This window comes from Flavobacterium piscisymbiosum, assembly GCF_020905295.1.
Taxonomy (GTDB): Bacteria; Bacteroidota; Bacteroidia; order Flavobacteriales; family Flavobacteriaceae; genus Flavobacterium; species Flavobacterium piscisymbiosum.
This window is the reverse complement of sequence record NZ_JAJJMM010000001.1, coordinates 1,154,670-1,177,786: the sequence shown is the minus strand read 5'-3', so window position 1 is coordinate 1,177,786 and position 23,117 is coordinate 1,154,670. Positions and strand designations below refer to the sequence as shown.

The 23,117-nt window shown below is 35.1% G+C and carries 5 protein-coding genes; all 5 read left to right on the top strand.

The window, feature by feature from the left end; all coding sequences use genetic code 11:
- Window positions 1–90: 90 nt before the first annotated feature.
- The 5 genes from LNP81_RS05345 (at window position 91) to LNP81_RS05325 (ending at window position 23,052) form a co-directional block, all read left to right on the top strand.
- Window positions 91–17,727: a T9SS type B sorting domain-containing protein gene (locus LNP81_RS05345; protein ID WP_230033995.1), complete on the top strand. Its 17,637-nt coding sequence runs from the start codon at window positions 91–93 to the stop codon at window positions 17,725–17,727.
- 44 nt (window positions 17,728–17,771) lie between these two features.
- Window positions 17,772–18,746: a PorP/SprF family type IX secretion system membrane protein gene (locus tag LNP81_RS05340; protein ID WP_230033993.1), complete on the top strand. Its 975-nt coding sequence runs from the start codon at window positions 17,772–17,774 to the stop codon at window positions 18,744–18,746.
- Between the two features lie 147 nt (window positions 18,747–18,893).
- A complete protein-coding gene (locus LNP81_RS05335) occupies window positions 18,894–20,081 on the top strand; it encodes a phosphoglycerate kinase (protein WP_072957518.1) in 1,188 nt (395 codons plus the stop codon).
- A 110-nt stretch (window positions 20,082–20,191) separates the two neighbouring features.
- On the top strand, window positions 20,192–22,039 hold the full coding sequence (locus tag LNP81_RS05330; protein WP_230033991.1) for a lytic transglycosylase: 1,848 nt from the start codon (window positions 20,192–20,194) through the stop codon (window positions 22,037–22,039).
- A gap of 47 nt (window positions 22,040–22,086) precedes the next feature.
- Window positions 22,087–23,052, top strand: coding sequence for a DUF4837 family protein (locus LNP81_RS05325; RefSeq protein WP_230033989.1), 966 nt, complete (start codon window positions 22,087–22,089; stop codon window positions 23,050–23,052).
- The last annotated feature ends 65 nt before the right edge of the window (window positions 23,053–23,117 follow it).

The window sequence follows — 23,117 nt, the reverse complement described above, 5'->3', positions numbered from 1 at the left end:
GAAGGACGGATAAATAAATGTTTAGAACGCTTTAATTTATTTTTTAACGCCCCTTAAAAAATTCAGGACAAGCAAACCAAAATGAAGACTATGAAAAAACCTACTATTTTTAAAGTATTTATTGCAGCCGTATTCGTATTGCTTAGTATCTCTTCTCACGCCCAGTTAAGAAAGGAATTTGCAACTCAGTATAGAGGCAACTTGAATGGAGATATTTTAGTTATTGGAAACAATATGCTAAATAGAGATGAAAATAAGGATGGACAACGGGCGATTGACGCTTTTGACGACAAAAGTAAGGTGAATGATAATTTCGAGATGAAATATATCGATATTGATACCGAATCAACTTTTAATTCAAGTTCGGCTACATTAACAATTCCTCCGGCTAGTAAAACGTGTTATGAAATTGTATATGCCGCTTTATATTGGGCGGGAACATATCAAGGTGATGATAGAAGTAAAATAAATCAAGTAAAACTAAAAGTGCCTAATGGTGCTTACGTTCCTATTACCGGAAGTATTATTTATGATGAAGGAGGCCCGGGTGTAAGTAATGTTTATGCATCTAAACCTTATGCCTGTTTTAAAGAAATTACTACCGAGGTTAAAGCAGCTAAAGAAGGTATTTATACAATTGCTGATTTAGTGTGTTCACAAGGTAAAATTACTCCAGGAGGAAATTCTGCAGGATGGTCTATTTTTGTAGTGTATAAAGATCCCCTGCTTCCTAATAAGCTTATTACAAGTTTTGATGGTTTTAGTATCATTAGAAGTAGTGATCCGGCTTTAGACATTCCTATTTCTGGTTTTACAACGAATACTTTTGGAGATGTAAATGTAAAATTAGCATTTGCTGCATTAGAGGGTGATGCTAGTTTAGTAGGAGATGGCCTCCAAATTAAAGGAAACTCCTCGTTAAATTTTGGTAATATTTCCTCATTAGTAAGACCAATTGCTCCAGGAACACCAGAGATACCTGCTGTTCCCGCTATTCCTGCTAATCCGTCATGGGCTTTTTGGACAGCTGTACCTGCCAGACCTGCTGTTCCGGCTACACCTCCTGTACCCAATTTTTTTAATAGTACTATAACTAATGGTGATGTAATTCTTGGAGGCCGTAAACCAAATAGTATAAATACATTAGGCTATGATACAGGTGTTGTAAAAGTTGACAATCCAGGTAATCAGATAATAAAACAAGGCGAAACAGCAGCTACTCTTAGAATTAGTACTTCTTCAGATTCGTATTATATGTTTTTTAATGCATTATCCATAGAAGTTATTGCCCCAAAAATAGTACTTAGAAAAAATGTACTGGACAAAGACGGCAAGAATATTAATGGGCAGCCAGTAACACTAAGTCAGGAGCTTCAGTACGAAATTAAATTTAAGAACGAAGGAAATGACAGTGCTAAAAACTTTACCATTACAGACGACCTTCCTAAAAATGTAATTTTTGGTGGACTTAGCAGTATTACAATGGACTCCAGAATTACTGCAACTTATGACGATGTAGCACGAAGACTGATTTTTACAATACCTGATGCATTGGTTGTGACAGGTGGAGCTATCGATCCCTATACTATAAAATTTAAAGTAAAAGTGGTAGATGATTGTAATGAGCTGATTGATGCTTGTGCGAACAGAATCGAAAACACGGCTTATTCTAAATATTATGGTGTAAAAAACACCTCTGCAGACGGATTTGGAGAAGGAAGTTATTCTACAATTTCAGAATGTAATGTAGGAGAACCAACAGCAACAAACTTTTTAGTAGGCATCGATAAATGTTTATTCAGTAGAGATGTATCGCTTTGTGGTACCACAACTTTAACAGCTGCTTTGGGTTATACAACTTATGTGTGGAGAGATCCAAACGGAGTTATTTTTGGGGGTAACAACAGAATCGTTACAATTAACAAACCTGGAAAATATACTGTTAACAATAGTGGTGCAGTGAATTGTGAACCAATTCAGCAGACATTTAATGTAACAGATTATCTTGCGGCAACAATAAAAAATCCAATCAAAGGAGATAATATTGATCCTGCTACAGGAGAAGCTTTTGCATGTGTTAGGGATAAAAAACCATTTCCTAAAATATTCTTATGTGGTCTTAATGATAAGAGAGAAATTGATACACACATTACCGGAGCGACAAAGGTAACGTGGCAGGAAACAAAAGACGTGCCTTCAAAAGACGAGCCTAATCCAGATAGCTGTCCTTATGAAGGAGCAACAAACTGGACAACAATTGTTGACAACAATACTAAATTTACAGCTGACAGACCAGGTGTTTTCAGAGTTGTTGTAAACTATGGTAACACTTGTGTGGTAACACATTATTTTAATGTTTATCAAAATAATCTTGATTCTAAAGCTGAAAAGCAAGATATCATTTGTAACACTAAAGGATGGATTAAAGTTACAAACCCACCTGAAAATACAGGTTATAGTTATAGTCTTGATGGTATTACTTATCAGCCTGAAAGTACTTTCAATAATGTTCCAAAAGGAAACTACAAAGTCCAAATTAGACAGACTGTATTAATAGACGGTCAAATCTCAGCATGTCCTTTCTTTGTGGATGTAAATGTTGAAGAACTTGAATTTAAAACAGATCTTAAAGCAACTAACCCAATTTGTACAGGAGATTTAGGAACTATAACTGCTAGTATTAGTAATGTTCCTGGTAATTATAAATTTATTCTTAGAAAAAAGGGAACTACAGCTGAAATTCAAAATACAGGATTTATAACAGATAACTTTGTAACATTTAAAGGTGTTGAACCTGGTTTTATGTATGAAGTAATTATGTCTACTGCTAATAATGGCTGTAGTGTAATTAAAGAAATAGAAGTTCTTGATTATCGCCTTACAGCTGAAGCTAAAGTTACTAAAGTACTGTCAGAATGTGGTGCGGGAGAAATTCAGGTAACAGTAAAAGGAGGAACTCCAAGACCGGGACCACCACCATACTATATGTATTACATAAATGGAAATGCTGATTATGTAACAGACCCAAAAATTCCGGTAACACTTGCTACGTTACCTGCAGATGGGATGTATCACATTGTAGTTGTTGATGATAAAGGATGTAAAGTAACAATACCTCCTGTGAAAATTAATTATTTAGCAAAACCAACTATTACTGTTACGCCTAATAATGTTGATTGTTACGGGACAAATGGAGGTCAGATTAAAATTGATGTTACACCTGCAGACTCTGGTTATGCTGTGTCATACAGTCTTAATAACGGAGCATTCAGTTCTATTTCGCCAATTACTAATCTTAAACCGGGAAGTTATTCACTTGTTGTAAAATATGTATATGAAGGTGCTGAATGTTTAGATGAACCAAGAACAGTAAAAATTACAGGTCCTGAAAACGCATTAAGTGCTTCTGCAGGAGTTTCTGAACTGTCAGGTTGTGGTCCTGCAGGATTTGAATCTCAGGGAAAAATCAGAATTACGAATGTACAAGGAGGAACGCCTCTTTATACTTATAGTTTTGATGATCAAAAAACATGGATAAATGAGAACGAAGCTTATGTAGATCCAGGAAAATATACTATTTATGTAAAAGACAGTAAAGGTTGTGTTTACGCAATGAAAGATATTGTTTTAGAGCGTAAACCGGATGATCCTAGTATTGAACCAAATCCGAAAGTAGTGTACAATTGCAACGGAACCGGAAATGCAACTATTGTAGTAAACAATTCAGGTGGAGGAAATTATACTTATGAGTATTATATTGATACAAAACCAAATACACCAATTACCAGTAACGTATTTAACAATGTTCCAACTGGAAAACACGAAATATCAGTAAAATATAAATTGGTTTCGGCAGCAACTTACAGTAATTTGCTGAGAGAAGATTTTGGTAGTGGAGAAGATGAAAAAACACCTGGTATCAGTAGCAAATATTGCTGGGAGAGACAGGATTACATTACAGAGTGTGGTCATGGTTTATGGCATGATTATCTTTTAAATGATGGAGAATATGTAGTAACAAAAGGAATTCTTCCTGATCATAAAAACGATTTTGGATGGGTAATTCCTGTAGATCATACCAGCAATGGAGTTGACAAACAAGGAAGATATTTAGCAGTAAATATTGGAGGAACAGTGGGTGTAGGGGGTATTATTTACTCTAAGCCAATTGTAGATATTATTCCAAATCAGGATATTAAAGTTGAATTTTATGCTTTAAACTTATTACTTAAAGACAATCAAAAGATCAAGCCAAACTTAACGGTTGAATTGCATAAAGATGGTGTTTTGGTACCGGGTGCATCTGTAAATACTGCAGATATCCTTCAGAATGAGAACTGGAACTTAATTGATAAATTGTCTATCAATCCGGGACCTTACAGCTCTTTAGATTTTGTAATCAGATCTAATAGTGACAGAGAAGATGGAAATGATTTATGTCTTGATGATATTTTGGTATATCAATTACCTAAATCATGTATTACAGAGAAAAAATTTGATGTTATTATTGAAACTAATAAAGCATTTAAAGTTGAAGAACCTATTATAGACGATGCAACATGTAGCGATAAAAACGATGGTAAGATCACACTTACGGTTGAAAATTTTGATGCAACAAATGGCTTCAAATATTCTCTTGATAATGGAGCAAATTGGAGTACTGCGACAACGTCACCATTTACCATTACTGGATTAGCTAAGGGTAATTATAAAATTATCGTTAAGAATGATGATGCTGGATTATGTAGTAGTTCTTTCGAAAAAGAAATAAAAGCACCAATAACGCTTACCACAACAGCAAGTATAACAAAACCTTCAACATGTATTCTGGGAGCTTCAATTACTGCTATTCCTGGAGGAGGAACACCAAAATATACTTATGAACTTTACCACTCAAATGGTACGATTTACAGAACGAGTGATTTAGCTACGTTTGATAATGTGCCGGAAGGATCCTATTTTGTAGTAGTTAAGGATAAAAGCTCTTGTGCTTCTTCAGCTTCAGATCCTGTTGAAGTAAAAGATCCTGTTAAACCAAAAATAACTTTAGATTCAACTTCTGATTTATGTTATGATAGTGCTAATAAAGCAACTATTGTAGTTAAAGTAGAAGGAGGAATAGCACCTTTCTATTACAGTTTAAATGGAGCAACGGCGCAAAAAGATAATAATAAATTTGTAGTTGGACCAGGAACATACTCAGTTGTAGTAACGGATGGTAACGGATGTATTGCAGATGCAATTACCGGAATTGAAATTGGAAAACAAATTATTGCAAGTCCTAGTATAACTAAATTAATAGACTGTACATCAACTCCCGAAGCTGAGATTACGATTACTGCTTCAGAAGGAATAGCTCCATATACGTATCAAGTATCAGAAGACGGTGGAACTAATTTTGCTGACATGACTAGTAATATCTACAAAACATCTAAAGTAGGTAGTTATGTATTTAAAGTAACAGATTCAAAAGGATGTTTTGTAGTTACTGCAGCCGCAAAAGTAGATACAAAACTTACTCCAACAGCTTCAATAGCGAGTCAAACAGATCCAAAATGTAATAATGACTCAAATGGTTCATTTACAGTTTTACCGGCAGGAGGATCAGGACCAACTTATGAATTTAAATTTAATGGTGGTACTTATGGTACATCTGCTACGTATTCAAACTTAAATGCGTTTGTAGGTGCAGTAAATACCAGAACATATACGTATCAGGTAAAAGATAGTAAGGGATGTGAATCGATAGTTTATGAAGTTACTTTAACTAACCCTACAAAAGTTGCGGTTACAGGAAGTTTCCCGGCTAATACAACTTGTAGCACAAGCACCGTAATCAGTATTGTTGGTGAAGGTGGAGCAGGTGGTTACAAATACAATTTTGATGGTGGTACAAGTTATAATGATGTAGTTACCAAAACAGTTACAAATACAACAACTGAACAAACAGTTAAATTCTATGTAAAAGATGCTAATGGATGTACAGCTGAAGGTGAAGTTAAAGTTCCGGCGTTTAATCCGCCAACTTTAATTAATATTTCTGTACCGCCAGCAATTACTTGTAATGACGCGACAACAAGTCTAACTCTTACAACAACTGGAGGAATTGCTCCAATTACTTATGAAGTAACAGGAGGGCCAACTTCACCACCTTCAAACACTACAGGTGTTTTTACAGGATTAGTGGCAGGTGAGTATTTCTTTAAAGCAACAGATGCGAGAGGATGTACTGTAAATGGTAAGAAAACTATCGACCCAGCAATTAAAATTAAAGCCGAAGGTTCAAAAGAAGATGAATTATGTTTTGATGCTAAAAACGGAAAAGCTTCATTTACAGTTTCTGATGTAAGTAGTACAGGTAACTTTAGCTATACTTTTTCGCCAAATACAGGTACTCCAAACATTAGCGGAAATGTAGTAACCTATACTAATTTAGCTCCGGGAACCTATACTTTTGTTGCAAAAGATCTTACAACAGGTTGTAGTTCAGATAGCAAAGAGGTAACTGTGGGTACTGCAACTGCAATTAATTTTACTGTTAATGCATCAAAAATTAGTTGTAATAATAAAATTGCAACGCTTACAATAACAGGTATATCGGGAGGTAGCGGTAACTATACTTATGCTTATGCACCAAGTGGTTCAACTACGCCAACTACGCCATATGGAACAATTTTAACAGTTGATACTGCTGTTTTAACCACTAGTATTGATGTTTATGTAAAAGACATTAATAATTGTCCGGTTAAGAAAACGGTTACAATACTAACAGAAGATCTTCCGAAGATCGATCCTATTGCAGCGCAATGCTATCCGGGAAGTCCTATTTCTGTAACAATAACAGGAACTTTTGCAACACCGGCAACGTTTAGTAAAGATGGTAACGATTTTGGAGATTCAGCTACATTTAGCTTAACTCCTGGAAATTATAAATTAACAGTAAAAGATAAATTTGGTTGTACTGCATTTATCGATTATGTAGTGGCATCAAAATTAACAATTACACCAGAGGTAGTGGTTGATGCGGCTTGTACATCAGAAACAACTATAAAGTTAACTTCTGGAGGTGGTACAGGTACACATACTTTTGCAGTTTCAACAGACGGTGGAACGACTTATGCTACAACTACAAGTCCTTATACTGCTACTGCAGCGGGAACTTACAGATTTAGAGTTAATGACAGTGCAAACCCGGTTTGTTACGCATATACAGCAGATATTCCGGTAACAGTTAAAGCCACTGTTTTAACACTTAATACAAGTCATAAAGATGTTAAATGTTATAATGGCGCTACAGGAAGTATTTTGGTTACACCAACTTCCGGAAAAGCACCTTATACTTATTCTATAACAAGAGTTGGAACTCCGGCTACAAATTATACAATAAATAATCCTTCAGGATTAATCGAAGGAACTTATGGTATCGTAGTAAAAGATGCTATAGGTTGTGAGGGTACTACGCAGGTGGTTATTACGCAACCAACAGAACTTAAAGCTGATGCACAAATTGATGCATTTACTTGTAATACAACAAATACTAAAGAATCTAAAAATGTTGTTATAACAGCATCTGGAGGAACATTACCTTATTCTTACAGTTTTAATGGAGGTTCTTATAGCCTTACTACTAACACTTTAGAAGTAGCTGATAATACTAAAGTACAAACAGTTAAATATTCTGTAATGGATGGTAATGGTTGTGAAACAGGTGAGCAAACACTTACAATACAGCCGCTTAATCCGCCTAAAATTGATAAAGTTGTTGCAACTCCTATCTATTGTAATCCTGGTACAAGCCAGAAAAGTACAGCTACAATTACTTTAGTTGGTGGTAGTGGTGCAGTGACTTCTTATACAATTGTTTCAGGACAAACCAATGTAACTGGTGCTACAACCGGAGTTTTCGATGGACTTGATTCAGGTAACTATACTTTTAGAGCAACAGCTGCTAACGGTTGTTATGATGAATTCAGTATCAATATTCCACCATTAGTTTCAATGACTGCAATAGCAACGAAACTTAACGATGTTTACTGTTTTGCAACTCCAAAAGAAAAGACAGGAAATATCAGATATAATGTTGGGAAATTTACAGGTTCATACAGCTACCAAATAAACACTGATGCTCCTATAACAAATCAAACATTAAATACTTTTACATTATCTAATCTTGAAGAAGGTCAATATGATGTATTATTTACAGATGAAACTACAAATTGTACAGTTTTAACAAAAATTACAATTACTCAGCCTACAGATGCTTTAGCTTTATTTTTAGATTCTAATGTAAATGCAAATTGCGGAAAAGCAACCTCTAAAGTAACAGTTCATGCTACAGGAGGAACGCCTGACTATAAATATGCTTTCGTTCAAAATAATGTTACTCCGGCAGATTCTGAGTATAAAGATGCTGCAAGTGCTGATCTAAATCCAACAACAAATGCAAATTGGGATGTTTGGGTAAAAGACAGTAATAAGTGTACTGTTAAAATAGATGTACCTATTGCTAAAGATTTAGCACCAACGGTTAGTGCTGATGTTACCAATCAATGTACTGCTTCTGGAAATGCATTTATAATTGAAGCTGAAGGTCATGGTGGTGTTGCGCCATATACTTTTACAATTAATACAGGTGTTGCACCAAATCCGTCAAATACATTTACGGTAGGAGCAGGAACTTATACCATTACTGTAAAAGATGCTAACGGTTGTACGGGAACTACAAGTGTTACTGTTTATGATGCAATGACTGTAAGCGCAGAGTTGACTACAGGGCTTACATGTACATTAGTTACTCCAATTGATGGTAATATAAGAGTTAAAGTTGTAAGTGGAGGAAAACAAGACTTTACTTATGAAGTAAAAATTGATGGCGGTAATTATTCAACTGCAGGAAATACTTTTACGGGAACATTTTTTGATTATCCGGTTTCAACAGCTGGTATTTATCAATTTGAAATTACTGATGCAAACGGATGTAAGAAAGAAACGGTTGCAGTTGAAGTAAAAGATGCAGATCCGGTAACTGCTAAAGTAACAGAAGTAAGTCCGACTTGTAATGGAGACAAAGACGGATCAGTAAAACTGGAAGCATTAACGGGAGTTGGGCCATTTAAATATAGTTTTAATGGTGGAGGTTTCATTGATCAATTTGTTTACGGTGGTTTAGCAGCAGGAAGTTATGCTTATGTTGTTAGAGACAGTAAAAATTGTGAAGTTAGTGGTACAGCGAATGTCTTACCTCCTGCGGCAATTGATGTAGATATTAAGGCAAACGGAATTACATGTAATAGCACACAACCAGGAAGCATAGATATTAAACTTAAAACTACTTCTGGAGGTACTGCGCCATTTACGTATTATTTATATGATAATACGATGAAAGAAATAGATACCTACACTGCAAATACAACTGCAGCTGCAAGCGTAAATCACAATTTTCCTAATTTAGGTTTTGGTGATTATTTCATCAATATAGTAGATGCAAAAGGTTGTAAATTTGAAAGTGATCCAATAAGAATTACACCACCTCCTTATTTAGAATTTAGTGCTGAGGAGGTTGGTAAAGATTGTATCGAAGGTATTTCTGTTAAAGTAGAACTGTTACCACTTTCAGGTAACGCACCTTTCACATATTCTATCTATGGACTTGGTACAACATCTGGTCCTATAGCAGATAGAGATTATACTTTTACTAAGTTAGAACAAAATACTAAGTATACATTTGTTGTTATTGATAACGTTGGATGTCCATCTTATTTAGAATATAAAACTAGTAAAATATCAGATATTACAGTTACAGCTACGCCAAAGAATGTAACATGTTATAATTCTAATAATGGTGAGTTAAGTTTTGAAGTAACTGATTTAGGTAGTACTGAAATTTACTATGAAGTAAGAGATAATTTGACCAATTTGCCAATTTTACCTCCAAAATCTGATAACATTACAGCAGCTCCTTACAGTGCAACAATCACAGGTTTATTGCCAGGTAATTACATACTTTATATTAAAGAAATTGGTGGAACTCAATGTTCAACTACCACACCATTCCAAATCAGACAACCAGCATCTGAGCTTAAAGCATCTGTTACGAATGTAATAAATGCAAATTGCAATAAAGGTGCGATTGTAACGGTTACTGCAGGTGGTGGAACAGGACCATATACTTATGGAGCTTATACGGCGCCAGCAACAGCACCAACATCATTTGATGATAGTAATGTTCTGGAATTACCTTATTCTGCAACAACAACTAACTGGAATATTGTAGTAAAAGATAGTCAGGGTTGTCCTGTTACTTTAGGTCAGGTGATTACTAAAGATCCAAGTCCGGAAATTACTTTAGCTGTAGCTAATAAATGTGTGGCTCAGGATAAATATGGAATTGAGGTTACTTTAAGCAAGGCAGGAATCGCAGATTATTATATAAAATTGGATAACGGTTTATTTGAAAAATATACAGGTACTTTCCCATATACGATAACAGATCAACATTCAGGAACTCATAAAGTTACAATCAAAGACAAAAATGATTGTGAATATGAACAAAGTATTACTATTGATGAGCCTCTTAAATTAGTGCCATCTCCATCTTTACTACCTGATTGTGGTATTAGTAATGGTGCAATATCATTTGTTCCAACAGGTGGTTCAGGTGATTATAGCTATAATATAAGCCCAGCGCATGCAGGTATTGTAATAGGTACTAACACTGTTACCGGTCTTAACGAAAATACTACGTATACGTTAACGATGACAGATAATGTTAATACAGGTTGTTCTACTAGTGCAGAATTTAAATTAGAAAAAGGAACTGATGTTACTTTTGATGCTGTAGTTACAAATGTACTTTGTAAAGGTGGAGCTACCGGAACGATTACAGTAAATTTATTGGCAGGAAATAATGATCCGGCTTATACTTATGCTATTTCATTAGTATCAGGTGCAGCTTTACCGGCAGGTATTGTACAAACAGATAATGTATTTACAAATCTTCCTAAAGAAGATTATAGAATTACGGTAACTTCTAAGAGAAAATGTTCGCTATCCTTAGATTATCAAGTTGGGGAACCAGTAGATGATTTAGAAGTTAAGCATACTCTTAAAGATTTCGGATGTCTTACAGGAAATACTCCGGAAGAAGCTGAAGTAACATTTGCAGCAACTGGAGGAACAGGTTCATATAAATATCAATATAGTTTTGATGGTGGCTTAAATTCTGACGGTGCTAAAGTGATTATTCCAAATGATAAAAACCCGCATACAGTAGATTATTTCGTAACTGATGCCAATGGTTGTACAGCAAATGGAAGTGTAACAGTTAGTCCTTTCATACAATTAACAAATATTGATTTTGATGTAACAGTAGAACCTACTTGTCCGGATGAATTAACAGAAGTTACTTTAACGGCAGTTGGTGGTTATGCAATTGATAAATACGAAATGATTGCTCCAACGTATCATGATAACTTAATTTCACCAGTATTTGCTGGCTTAAGTGCAGGTACTTACATGTTTAGAGTGACAGACGCTAGAGGATGTTCTGTAGAAAGACCATACACTGTTAAAAATTTAACTAAAATTAATATTGTTAAAACATCATCAGTGAATGTAAGCTGTAACACGGCAAACGGAATTGATAATAACGGTGAGGCAACATTTACAGTTTCTAATTTCAGTTCAACTGGAAACTATTCGATTGCAGTAACAAGTAATCCAACCGGATTGGCTTACAACACACCAACTCAAGCTAATGATGTTATTACAGTAACAGGACTTGAAGAAGGAGAGTATACGGTAACAATAACAGATACTAAAACACAGTGTTCTAAATCGGCTAATGTTATAATCACGATGCCGGCTGCAATTGACTTTACAGTAGATGCTACCAAAGTATATTGTTCACAACCAGATTCACAAATTACGGTGTCTGGTATAACAGGAGGAACTGCAAATTATACGTATGCTGTTGTTAAAGTTGGAGCTGGTGTTCCTGCTGCAACAGAGTTTAAAGATATTAGTATACCTTTTACAGCTCATACAAACTTAACAGATCTATCGTGGGATGTTTTTGTAAGAGATTCTAAAGGATGTACATCTGTACTTAAACCAATTACGGTTGTTTACAATGTAGCTCCAGAACTTAAGGTACCGGCACAGCAATGTTTTGTTGATACAGATATTACAATTAATTTTGGAGATGCTGCAATATCTACAACGTACAATGGTAACAAAACATTTACTGTAGATGGTTTACCAACAGGTAATAACATAACATTTACAAAAGCAGGAACATACAAAATTGTCTTAACTGATGATAACGGATGTACTGATGATATAGAATACATAATTGAAGAGCGTTTAATTGCTACTGCAACAGTAGATAAAGATCTTTTCTGTACTGGTGATGTACCAGCAAGAATCGATGTTGAAATTCAAGGTGGTAAAACGGATTATACTTACCAAATGTATTTAGATGGAAACCCAGTCGGGCTTCCAAAACCAACTACGGGTAATTTTACCGAATCTGTAACTGCTTTCGGGGTTTACACTTTTGAAATTTCAGATAGTAATCTACCATGTACAGTTACAACAACGCCTGTAACAGTAAACGAACCAAAAATTCCAACTCTTGCAGATTCACAAACTAATGTAAGATGTTTTACTGAAAGTAACGGTAGTTTAACTGTTGTGCCATCGGGTGGAGTTGCACCTTATAAATTTGTACTTACAAGTGTAAAAGGTATTGTTAATACTACTGGTGATACAAGCGGAGCTTATACAGGTTTACCTGCGGATACTTACACAGTAGTGGTAACAGATGGAAAAGGTTGTTCTTCATTAGCAAGTACAATTACAATTACAGAGCCACCTTTATTAGAGGCAGATCATTCGATTACAGCAAATACATCTTGTAGCACATTGACTGAAATAGTGGTAGAAGGTAAAGGTGGTACCGGAACTGGAACGTATGAGTATAACTTTGATGGTAAAGGGTATGATTCATTAGATCGTATTTCAGTAAGTAATGATGGTTCAATTGCATCTGTTACGTATACAGTTAGAGATGCTAATGGATGTGAAACAAGTCCGGTAACAGTTCCGATTGTTCCGTTAAACAAGCCAAGTGCTTTAACATTCTCACCAACAGCTATTACATGTGCTTCTGGAAACAGCAGTGATGTTACGGTTACAGCGACAAATGGTGTAGGCGCATTAGAATTCAGAATTACAGAATTCAACGGAGCACCAACAACAGCTTATGCGATGATCCCAACAACAGGAAACGCAGTTCCAGCAGTATTTACTGGATTACCTTTTGGTGAATATAAATTTGAAGTTACGGATAGTAATAAATGTACTTTCAGTGATGTATTAACTATAAAAGATGTTGTTAGAGTTCAGGCTACAGGTGAAGCATTTGCGAAATCTTGTATCGGTACTAATGATGGAAAAGTAGTCTTTACAATTTCTGATTTCAAAGGAACTTATACGTATTCAGTAACTAGAAATACGGTGGCATTTGATGGTCCACATGCAACTTCTAATTCAGAAGTTACTTTAGCCAATTTAGCTACAGGTACTTATGAAATTAGTGTTGTTGATGATATTACAAACTGTGATATTAAATTTAGCGTTACTGTTAATGATCCTATCGCTGTAACAGTTACAGAAGAAGATAATATAAATGCTAATTGTACAACTGGTGCTGTAGTAACAGTTGCAGGTCACGGTGGAGCAGGTGATTATACCTATTCATTTGTTCCTGTAAGTCCAACAGCGACACCAGGAGTATTCTTACCGGAAGCTACGAGAGAGTTAGATCCTAAAACACCATCATGGTATGTTTATGCAAAAGATCAAAACGGATGTATTTCTGTTCCAATAATTGTAGACATCAAAATTGATCCGTTGCCTGCAGGATTTACTGCTAGTGTAACATCACAATGTGCTGATGCTGACGGATATTATGAAATTGTAGTTACGCCTGGAACAGGAATGGAACCATTTACATACAGTATAGGAAGCGGATTCCAACCTGAGACTAAATTTAAAGTAAAAGCGACTGGAGTTTATGATTTAGTTGTAAAAGATAAATTTGGTTGTCCGTTTGAATTTAAAGCGGTTGTGGATATTTTAGAACCAGTAATTTTAAAAGTAGAGCCAAATGATTTGACAACATGTGCTGATGGTGACGGACAAGTTACTGCAAGTGCAACTGGAGGATCAGGGAACTTTAGTTTTACTATTGATGGGGTTAGAACAATAACAGGAACACCTGCAGTATTTGATAAGTTATTTGCTGGTTCACATACTATTATTGTTACTGATTTAGGAACGCCAAGTAATTGTACAGATGAAGTTGTATTTGCTTTAGATGCAGCAACGCCAGTTACAGGATTTGATGCAATTCCTACTATGGTTTCTTGTAATGGTGGAAATGACGGAACAATTACAGCAAGTCTTGCACCAACAAGTCCTGGAGTAAATGATAACCCTAAATACATGTACAGTCTAAATGGTGGAACACCACAAGAGAGTCCGGTATTTAAAGGATTAATAGCAGGAACATATACAGTTTCTGTACTTTCAGGAAGAGGTTGTCCTGCTGATAAAACTGTTGAAGTGAAACAACCATTGGAAATTAAGGTACCAAACCCAGTTGTAACTCCTTATGCTTGTACTACTGATAACATTAGTAACTATGCAACTATAACGGTTAATGGTGTTACAGGTGGTACAGGAGAGTATACTTATGAGTTTATAAATGGTGTAACACAGGTTTATAAAGGACCAAGAAATGTCTTTATAGAAAAAGACTACAAAGGTGGTTCTTATACAATAAACGTTTATGATGAAAACGAATGTATTGGTACTGCGGTTGGAACATATGAAATCGTACCATTTACTGCAATGGATAATGTGGTTATAAAAGTTAATAATGCGATTACTTGCGTAGACAATGAAGATATCACAGTAACAGTAAAATCAGTAACAGGAGCTGTTATTACCGGATTAAACTATAGTTTAAGCGGTACAAACGGAACTGTTTATGGTCCGACTCCTAGTACAGACGGAATCTTTACAGATTTAGGAATTGGTAATTATATCGTGACAGTAACGAATCCTGCTACAAATTGTACGATTCAGGCAGTTCACTTTATCAATAATCCAAACACATTCGACATCATCGCTAAACCGGAAAATGAGAATGTTTGTTTTGGAACAACTACAAGAGTACAATTAACTTTCGTAGACAATCAGTTAATTCCAGATAATGACGCAGGTCCGTTTGAATATACAATTACAGGCGGAGTTTTACCAATCACTGATAAAACAACAAGTGCAGGTCCAATTTGGGTTGATAATATGGCGGCAGGTCAGTACAAAGTTGTAGCTAAATTGGTAAACAAACCAGAATGTACGGTTCAGACAACATTTACAATCAACCAGCCAACGGCAGCATTAACGGTTACGAAAACCCAATCAGAAATTACTTGTATTAAAGATAATAATGATGGTATAATCGTTGCTTCAGCAACTGGAGGATGGCCAGGTGAGTACTTGTACGAATTAAGATCTGGTACTACTATCGTTAAAGAATATAACGAATCGCCAATTTTTGACAAATTAACAGCCGGTGATTATAGAGTATATGTTAAAGATGCTTACGGTTGTGAAAGTTTTGTTGACGCTAAATTAGAAAACCCAACGCCAATTAGTGTTACAATTAGTGCTACACCAATGCTTTCTTGTTTCGACAATGAAGACGGAGTAGTAACAATTAATACAATTAACGGAGGTTCAGGAAGCTATACTTATACACTTCACGGTGTATTAATTGATGGAACTGTTACAGTTGAGCAATCACAAGGAGGAAATCAGTTTACAGGTCTAAAAGCAGGAACATATTATGTTACTGTAAATGACACTTGGACTTGTACAAATGACTCTAACAAAGTGACAATTGATCAGCCAGAAATTGTAAAAGCAAATTTAGAAATTCAAAAAACTGAAAGTTGTAAACAAGTTCCGGTTGTGAGGTTAACAGCTACTGGAGGAAACGCTCCGTACTATTATAGTGCAGACGGAATTAATTACACAGGACCATTTAATTCTTTTGTAGATATTACATTACCTGTAACAACAGCAAAAACTGAATACAAGTATTTTGTAAAAGATGCTAATGATTGTAAGAGCTACGTGTCTAACACTAGTGAGTTCTCACCAGTTCCTGCATTAGGATTTGAGCGCTCTAGCAAAATTGATATTAAATGTAAAGGTGGTGCTACGGGTTCTATCAGTGTGTTAGCAAATGGAGGTTTAGGAAACTATGTTTATACATTGCAAAATGCTGCAGGTGTTGATATTACTCCAGCTCCGGCACAGGTTATTCCAGGTACATTTACAGAATTACCAATTGGAACTTATATCGTAAAAATTACAAGCTTAGATTGTGATACAGTATCTACTTTGTTCGAGTTAACAGAACCGGATACTTCATTGACAGCTGATGCTATTGCAACACCTTTAACTTGTAATGGTTATAACAATGGTAAAATTACTGTAAACGCGACTGGTGGTGTAGGAGCATATAAATATGCAATCGAACCAGAATTTAAACAGTTCTTTGATAAAAATGTATTCGAAAACCTTAAACCAGGTTTCTACGATGTATTAGTTCAGGATGAAAACGAATGTTATGTATTCCTTAAAGACGTAGAAGTAAAAGAACCGGCACCGCTTTCGGCAGTGGAGATTCCAAATTCTATGATTCCAGAGGTTTGTGTAGGAGACAAAAATGGTGTATTTGCGATTCAGATTATCGGAGGAACAGCGCCTTATACAGCAAGTCTTGATAATGACAAAGGTCCATTCCTTCCGGTTGATGGCGACACACAAGATTACAGCGGATTATCAGGAGGTAAACACATAGTTTACATTATAGATAACAGCGGATGTATTACTGAAGTTACGGTAGATATGCCGGAACCAGTAACCCTTAACCCAACTGTAGAGGTAAACTACGATTGTGTAAACAATTCACAAACAAACATGGTAACGGTTACAGTTGATGACAGTAATACAGATCTTACACAAGTAGATTATGCGCTTGATAGTGATGTAGGTCCTTTCCAACCAGGTAATATCTTTACAAATGTTGCTCCTGGAAAACACTTTATTGTGGCAAGACATACAAATGGATGTAAAGTGCCAACGGCTAGTTTCGATATCAAAGCATACGATCCGTTAACACTTATAAAAACTCCAGGTCAGGAAGAAATGAATATTCTTTCAGTTACTGCTGCTGGTGGAGCTCCTGGTTACGAGTATAGCTTCAACGGAGAGCCATTTACATCTTCAAACAAATACAAAATCTACAAAACTGCAGATTATGTTGTAATTGTAAGAGATAGAAACGGATGTACGGCGACAATAACTCTTCCTGGAATTTACACAGACATTTGTCTTGATAATTACTTTACTCCTGGTGGTGCAACAAACACAACATGGGGTCCTGGTTGTACAAATATTTACAACAACCTTGAGTTCTCTATCTTCGACAGATACGGTCGTATAATTGCTAAGTATCATTATGGTCAAAAATGGGATGGTAGATACAACGGTGCCGATTTACCTTCAGGAGATTACTGGTATGTTCTTAAATTGAATGATGCGAAGGATGACAGAGAGTTTGTAGGACATTTCACTTTATACAGATAACAAAATAAGAGCCCCTAATGATGTTGTCTAAAAAATTAATTACAATGAAAAAGTTTATTTTATCTTTAGTACTCATGGCTGTAACAACAAGTTACAGCCAAGAGTTAAACCTACCAGTATTTACACAATATTTAGCCGACAATCCTTTTGTTATTTCACCTGCCTTTGCCGGTATTGGAGATAATCTTAGAATTAGGGCAAACGGTCTTACACAGTGGGTCGGGATTAAAGATGCACCTCAAAACCAGTCACTTTACGCTGATTTTAGGGTTCTCGATCGTTCCGGAGTTGGTATTTCGCTTTATAATGACAGAAACGGTTATACGCGTCAAACAGGAGCAAAAGTTTCCTTTGCGCATCATATCATTTTAGATTATTATTCTCAGCAATACCTGTCTTTTGGACTTTCATATAACTTCAATACATTTCGTATCGATACAGATGAATTCAATACCACAATCGAGCATCCTGTTATAGATGCATCGGTAACAGACAATCGTTATAATGCCAATAACAATTTTGATATTAGTGCCTTATACCGTAATAAAGGTTTCTATTTAAGTTTTAATGCCAATAACGTTTTAAAGAAAAATACCGATAAATACCGAGGAGTAGAACCTAATTTACTTTCAAACTATCAGGTATATTCCGGTTTTGTATTTAAAGACGGAGAAAATAGACGTATCGAATACGAACCATCTATTTACTACCAATACTTTGCCAGTGACGGACGTTCTACAACCGATTTTAACTTCAAGTACAGACGTTACAACCGTTACGAAGATTACTATTGGGTAGGAGTTTCATACCGTTTCCTAAACGATCAGTTCCCAAAACCATTATCAGTTGGACCAATGGTAGGTTTCATGAAATCTAAATTTTACTTCGGGTATTCGTATCAGGTAATGTTCAACGATTTAGGAAACTATAATACAGGAACACACTCGGTAACTATTGGTTTCGATTTCTTACAATCAATCAGTAACTGTCCTTGTACACAAAGTCCGGTTCACGATTAAGGAGCATTTTCATCATTTTACGGGCAAATTTGTTTTTTTTCTTAACTTATAACGTTTTCGCTGTTATAGATAGGTTATTTTTATATTTATGATACTTTAAAAGTTCTATATTTGTTTTTCTTTCAAAAAAAACTAAAAAACTATATAATGAAAACTTTAAACGATTTCGATTTTAAGAATAAAAAAGCAATTATCCGTGTTGATTTTAATGTACCATTGGACGAAAATTTTAATGTAACAGATGCTACACGTATCGAAGCTGCAAAACCAACAATTGATGCTATTTTGGCACAAGGAGGAAGTGTAATTTTAATGTCACATTTAGGAAGACCAAAAGGTGTTGAAGAAAAATATTCATTAAAACATATTTTAAAAACAGCTTCAGAAATTTTAGGAGTTGAGGTTAAGTTTGCCGAAAACTGTGTTGGAGAAGTAGCTCAGGCTGCTGCCAAAGATTTAAAACCAGGAGAAGTTTTATTACTTGAAAATTTACGTTTTCATGCTGAAGAAGAAGCTGGAGATGTAGCTTTCGCAAAAGAATTGGCATCACTTGGAGACATCTATGTAAATGATGCTTTTGGAACTGCTCACAGAGCGCATGCTTCAACAACTATTATTGCTCAATTTTTTCCAACAGAAAAATGTTTCGGAACATTGTTGGCAAAAGAAATAGAAAGCTTAAACAAAGTACTTAAAAATAGCGAAAAACCGGTAACAGCAGTTCTTGGAGGATCTAAAGTATCATCAAAAATTACCGTTATCGAAAATATCTTAGACAAAGTAGATCACATGATCATTGGTGGCGGAATGACTTTTACGTTCATTAAAGCACAAGGTGGTAAAATTGGAGATTCTATTTGTGAAGATGACAAACAAGAATTAGCACTTGAAATTTTAAGATTAGCTAAAGAAAAAGGAGTACAAATTCATATTCCGGTTGATGTAATTGCAGCAGATGATTTTTCAAACACAGCAAATACAAAAGTGGTAGACGTTAGAGAAATTCCTGACGGATGGCAAGGTCTTGATGCAGGTCCTAAATCTTTAGAGAACTTCAAGAAAGTAATTTTAGAGTCAAAAACTATTTTATGGAATGGTCCATTAGGAGTTTTCGAAATGGAATCATTCGCAAAAGGAACAATTGCATTAGGAGATTATATTGCCGAAGCTACAGAAAACGGAGCGTTTTCATTAGTAGGAGGTGGTGATTCTGTTGCTGCTGTAAAACAATTCGGATTCGAAGATAAAATGAGTTATGTATCTACCGGAGGTGGGGCTATGCTTGAAATGTTAGAAGGAAAAGTTTTACCTGGAATCGCTGCGATTTTAGACTAAAAAATCACAATTAACATTTTTTTAGATAGTTTACATGCATAAACTCTTTAAGTTTGCAAAAGTAGGTCTTCTGTAATTGTTTGAATTATAGAATTTTAAAAAAATGTTATATGATTGTAAAAAAAATATCAATAGTGGTTTCGGTGTTTTTTTCTATGTCGATGTTTGCGCAGGATATTGCAAAAACAGATGTTGAAATTAAACCAATAGTAAAGATATCGTATTTAGATTCTGTTAAAAATACTTTCAAAAGAGATGAAATGGCAACTCGCGTTGACAGTCTCTGGATGAACGAATTAGTAAGTTTAGATATTTATGACGATCTTACAAAAGACATTCAAACCATCAATACAGATGTTACTGTAGATGAAGAATTGCCAACAGAATTGCTTAAACAGCGCCTTCAGGCAATGAACGAGAAATCACCTTTTGACATTGAATACAATCAAGGTTTAGAAAATATAATAAAGTCATTTCTTAAGAATCGTAAAAAATCGTTTTCTCGATTAATGTCTTTATCAGAATATTATTTCCCAATTTTTGAAGATGCTTTTGCAAGACAAAACGTGCCTTTAGAAATTAAATATTTAGCCGTTGTAGAATCTGCTTTAAATCCTAAAGCAGTTTCTAAAATGGGCGCCACAGGACTTTGGCAATTTATGTACGGAACCGGCAAGCAATATGCCCTTAAAATAGATTCTTACATTGATGAACGTAGCGATCCACTTAAAGCTACAGCCGCCGCATCAGAATACATGACTAAAATGTTCAATATTTTTGGCGATTGGGAGCTAGTTTTAGCTTCATACAATTCAGGACCGGGAAATGTTACCAAAGCAATACGTCGCTCTGGCGGAAAAACAAAATACTGGGACATTCGTAACCATCTTCCAAAAGAAACTCAAGGTTATGTTCCTGCTTTTTTAGCAACAATGTATCTTTTTGAATATCATAAAGAACACGGAATTAATCCTCAAAGAGCTGTAGTTAAAAATTTTGAAACGGATACGGTTCAGATTAAAAATCAAATGTCATTTAAGCAAATCGCAGATTTGTTAGACATGCCACAATCTCAAATACAACTTTTAAATCCTTCGTATAAATTAAATGTAGTACCTTTTTATCAGGGCGAAGCACATTACCTGCGTTTGCCAAAAGATAAAATTGCCACATTTGTTTCAAACGAAGATAAGATTTATGATTACGTAGCCTACCAATCACGAAATAAAACAATGCCAACTCAATTGGCTTTGAAAGTGACGCCTAAAGCAAAAGCAAAACTGGAGAGAACAATCGAACCAGCTGATACCGATGTTAAATGGTATAAAGTTCGAAAAGGAGATAACTTAGGTGCCATTGCTGCAAGATATAATGTAAATGTGATCGACTTAAAAAAATGGAATAATCTAAAAACAAACTCAGTTGCACTGGGTAGAAATTTAAAGATTAAATCAGATATCGATGCAGTTGTTAAAAATCCAAAAGAAGCAAAAGCAACTCTTGCAATTGAGAAAAAACCTGAAGAAGCCGTTGCAGTTGTCGATGATAAAGATAAAACTTCAAAAGTATACGACGTATACGTAGTAGCGACTGGTGATAATTTAGGAAGCATTGCGAAAAAATTCGGTATGAATATTGCTGAGTTAAAAGAGCTTAATAGTTTAACTTCAAATAATATTGGTTTAGGTAAATCTTTAACGATTTCTAAAGTAGTACCGGATATTATTGATGAACACGCTGTAAATACTGCAGTAGCTTCAAATTCTTCGATTGATTCATTCAAGAAAAAAGCAACTTCAACCAAAGATCTTGGAGAAGACTATTACGTTAAAAAAGGAGATTCGTTGTATAGTATTTCTAAAAAATATCCTGGAGTTACGATTTCAGATATTAAAAAATGGAATAACATTAAAGACGGAGAAATTAAACCAGGAATGAAACTTAAAATAAACGGATAGTTAAAAAATCTTACATAAATTTGGGTTTTATTTCATATATTAATAAAATGAATAAAACCCATTTTTTATTGCTGCTAATTCCGTTGCTATTGATTTCGTGTTTAAAAAACGAGAAACCTGAGCCCGTATCCGGTAAAACCAACTCAATTTCTATTATTATAGACGATCAGTTGTGGTATGGAGAAGTAGGCGACAGTATTCGAAATAAATTTGCTTCACCAGTTTTGGGCCTCACCCAGGAGGAACCTTTATTTACCATAAATCAATATCCGGCACGTCTGCTTGAAGGTTTCGTTACCGATAGCCGAAGCATTATCATAGTCAAGAAAGCCACTACAGATAAGTTCGAAATTACCCATAGTAAATCTTTACCCCATAACACCTTTCGTATTTACGGTAAATCTGTCGATGACATTATTTGCAGTATCGAGCTCAATTCAGCACAAATAATTAAGATTATTCGCGATGCCGAAATTCAGAAAATTCAGGAAGACAATAGCAAATCACTATTAAATCCCACCGTTATAAAAAATAAGTTTCACATCGATATGCAAATCCCAACGGGCTATGAATACATGTTGCACAAGAGAAATTTTATTTGGCTTAAAAAAGACATTATAAGCGGTAGTACAAGTTTACTTATTTACCAAATCCCAATTCGTAATTTTAAGAAAAGTTCAGATCTTGTAGATAATATTATAAAAATGCGCGATTCAGTAGGTTTTTATATAAAAGGCCGCGAACCCAATACCCGAATGATTACAGGTGAAGCCTACGCGCCCTATTTTTCTACTACAATGCTTGACGGAAAAAAGGCCTATGAAACCAAAGGGAACTGGGAACTTAAAAACGATTTTATGGCAGGACCTTTTATCAATTATGCCATTGTTGACGAAATGTACAATCGTATTTTGGTTATTGAAGGATTTTGTTATTCGCCATCAAATCAGGAAAGAGATTTAATGTTCGATTTAGAAGCAATTATAAAATCAGTAAAAATTGATAAACGATAAATTTTAAAGGTTTGAATTGCATTTTAAAATAAGAAATAAATAATAGCAATAAGGAATAAAATACA

Coding starts and splice junctions, on each gene's coding strand:
- LNP81_RS05345 (WP_230033995.1), top strand. CDS start 91: ATGAAAAAACCTACTATTTTTAAAGTATTTATTGCAGCCGTATTCGTA.
- LNP81_RS05335 (WP_072957518.1), top strand. CDS start 18,894: ATGAAAACTTTAAACGATTTCGATTTTAAGAATAAAAAAGCAATTATC.
- LNP81_RS05325 (WP_230033989.1), top strand. CDS start 22,087: ATGAATAAAACCCATTTTTTATTGCTGCTAATTCCGTTGCTATTGATT.
- LNP81_RS05340 (WP_230033993.1), top strand. CDS start 17,772: ATGAAAAAGTTTATTTTATCTTTAGTACTCATGGCTGTAACAACAAGT.
- LNP81_RS05330 (WP_230033991.1), top strand. CDS start 20,192: ATGATTGTAAAAAAAATATCAATAGTGGTTTCGGTGTTTTTTTCTATG.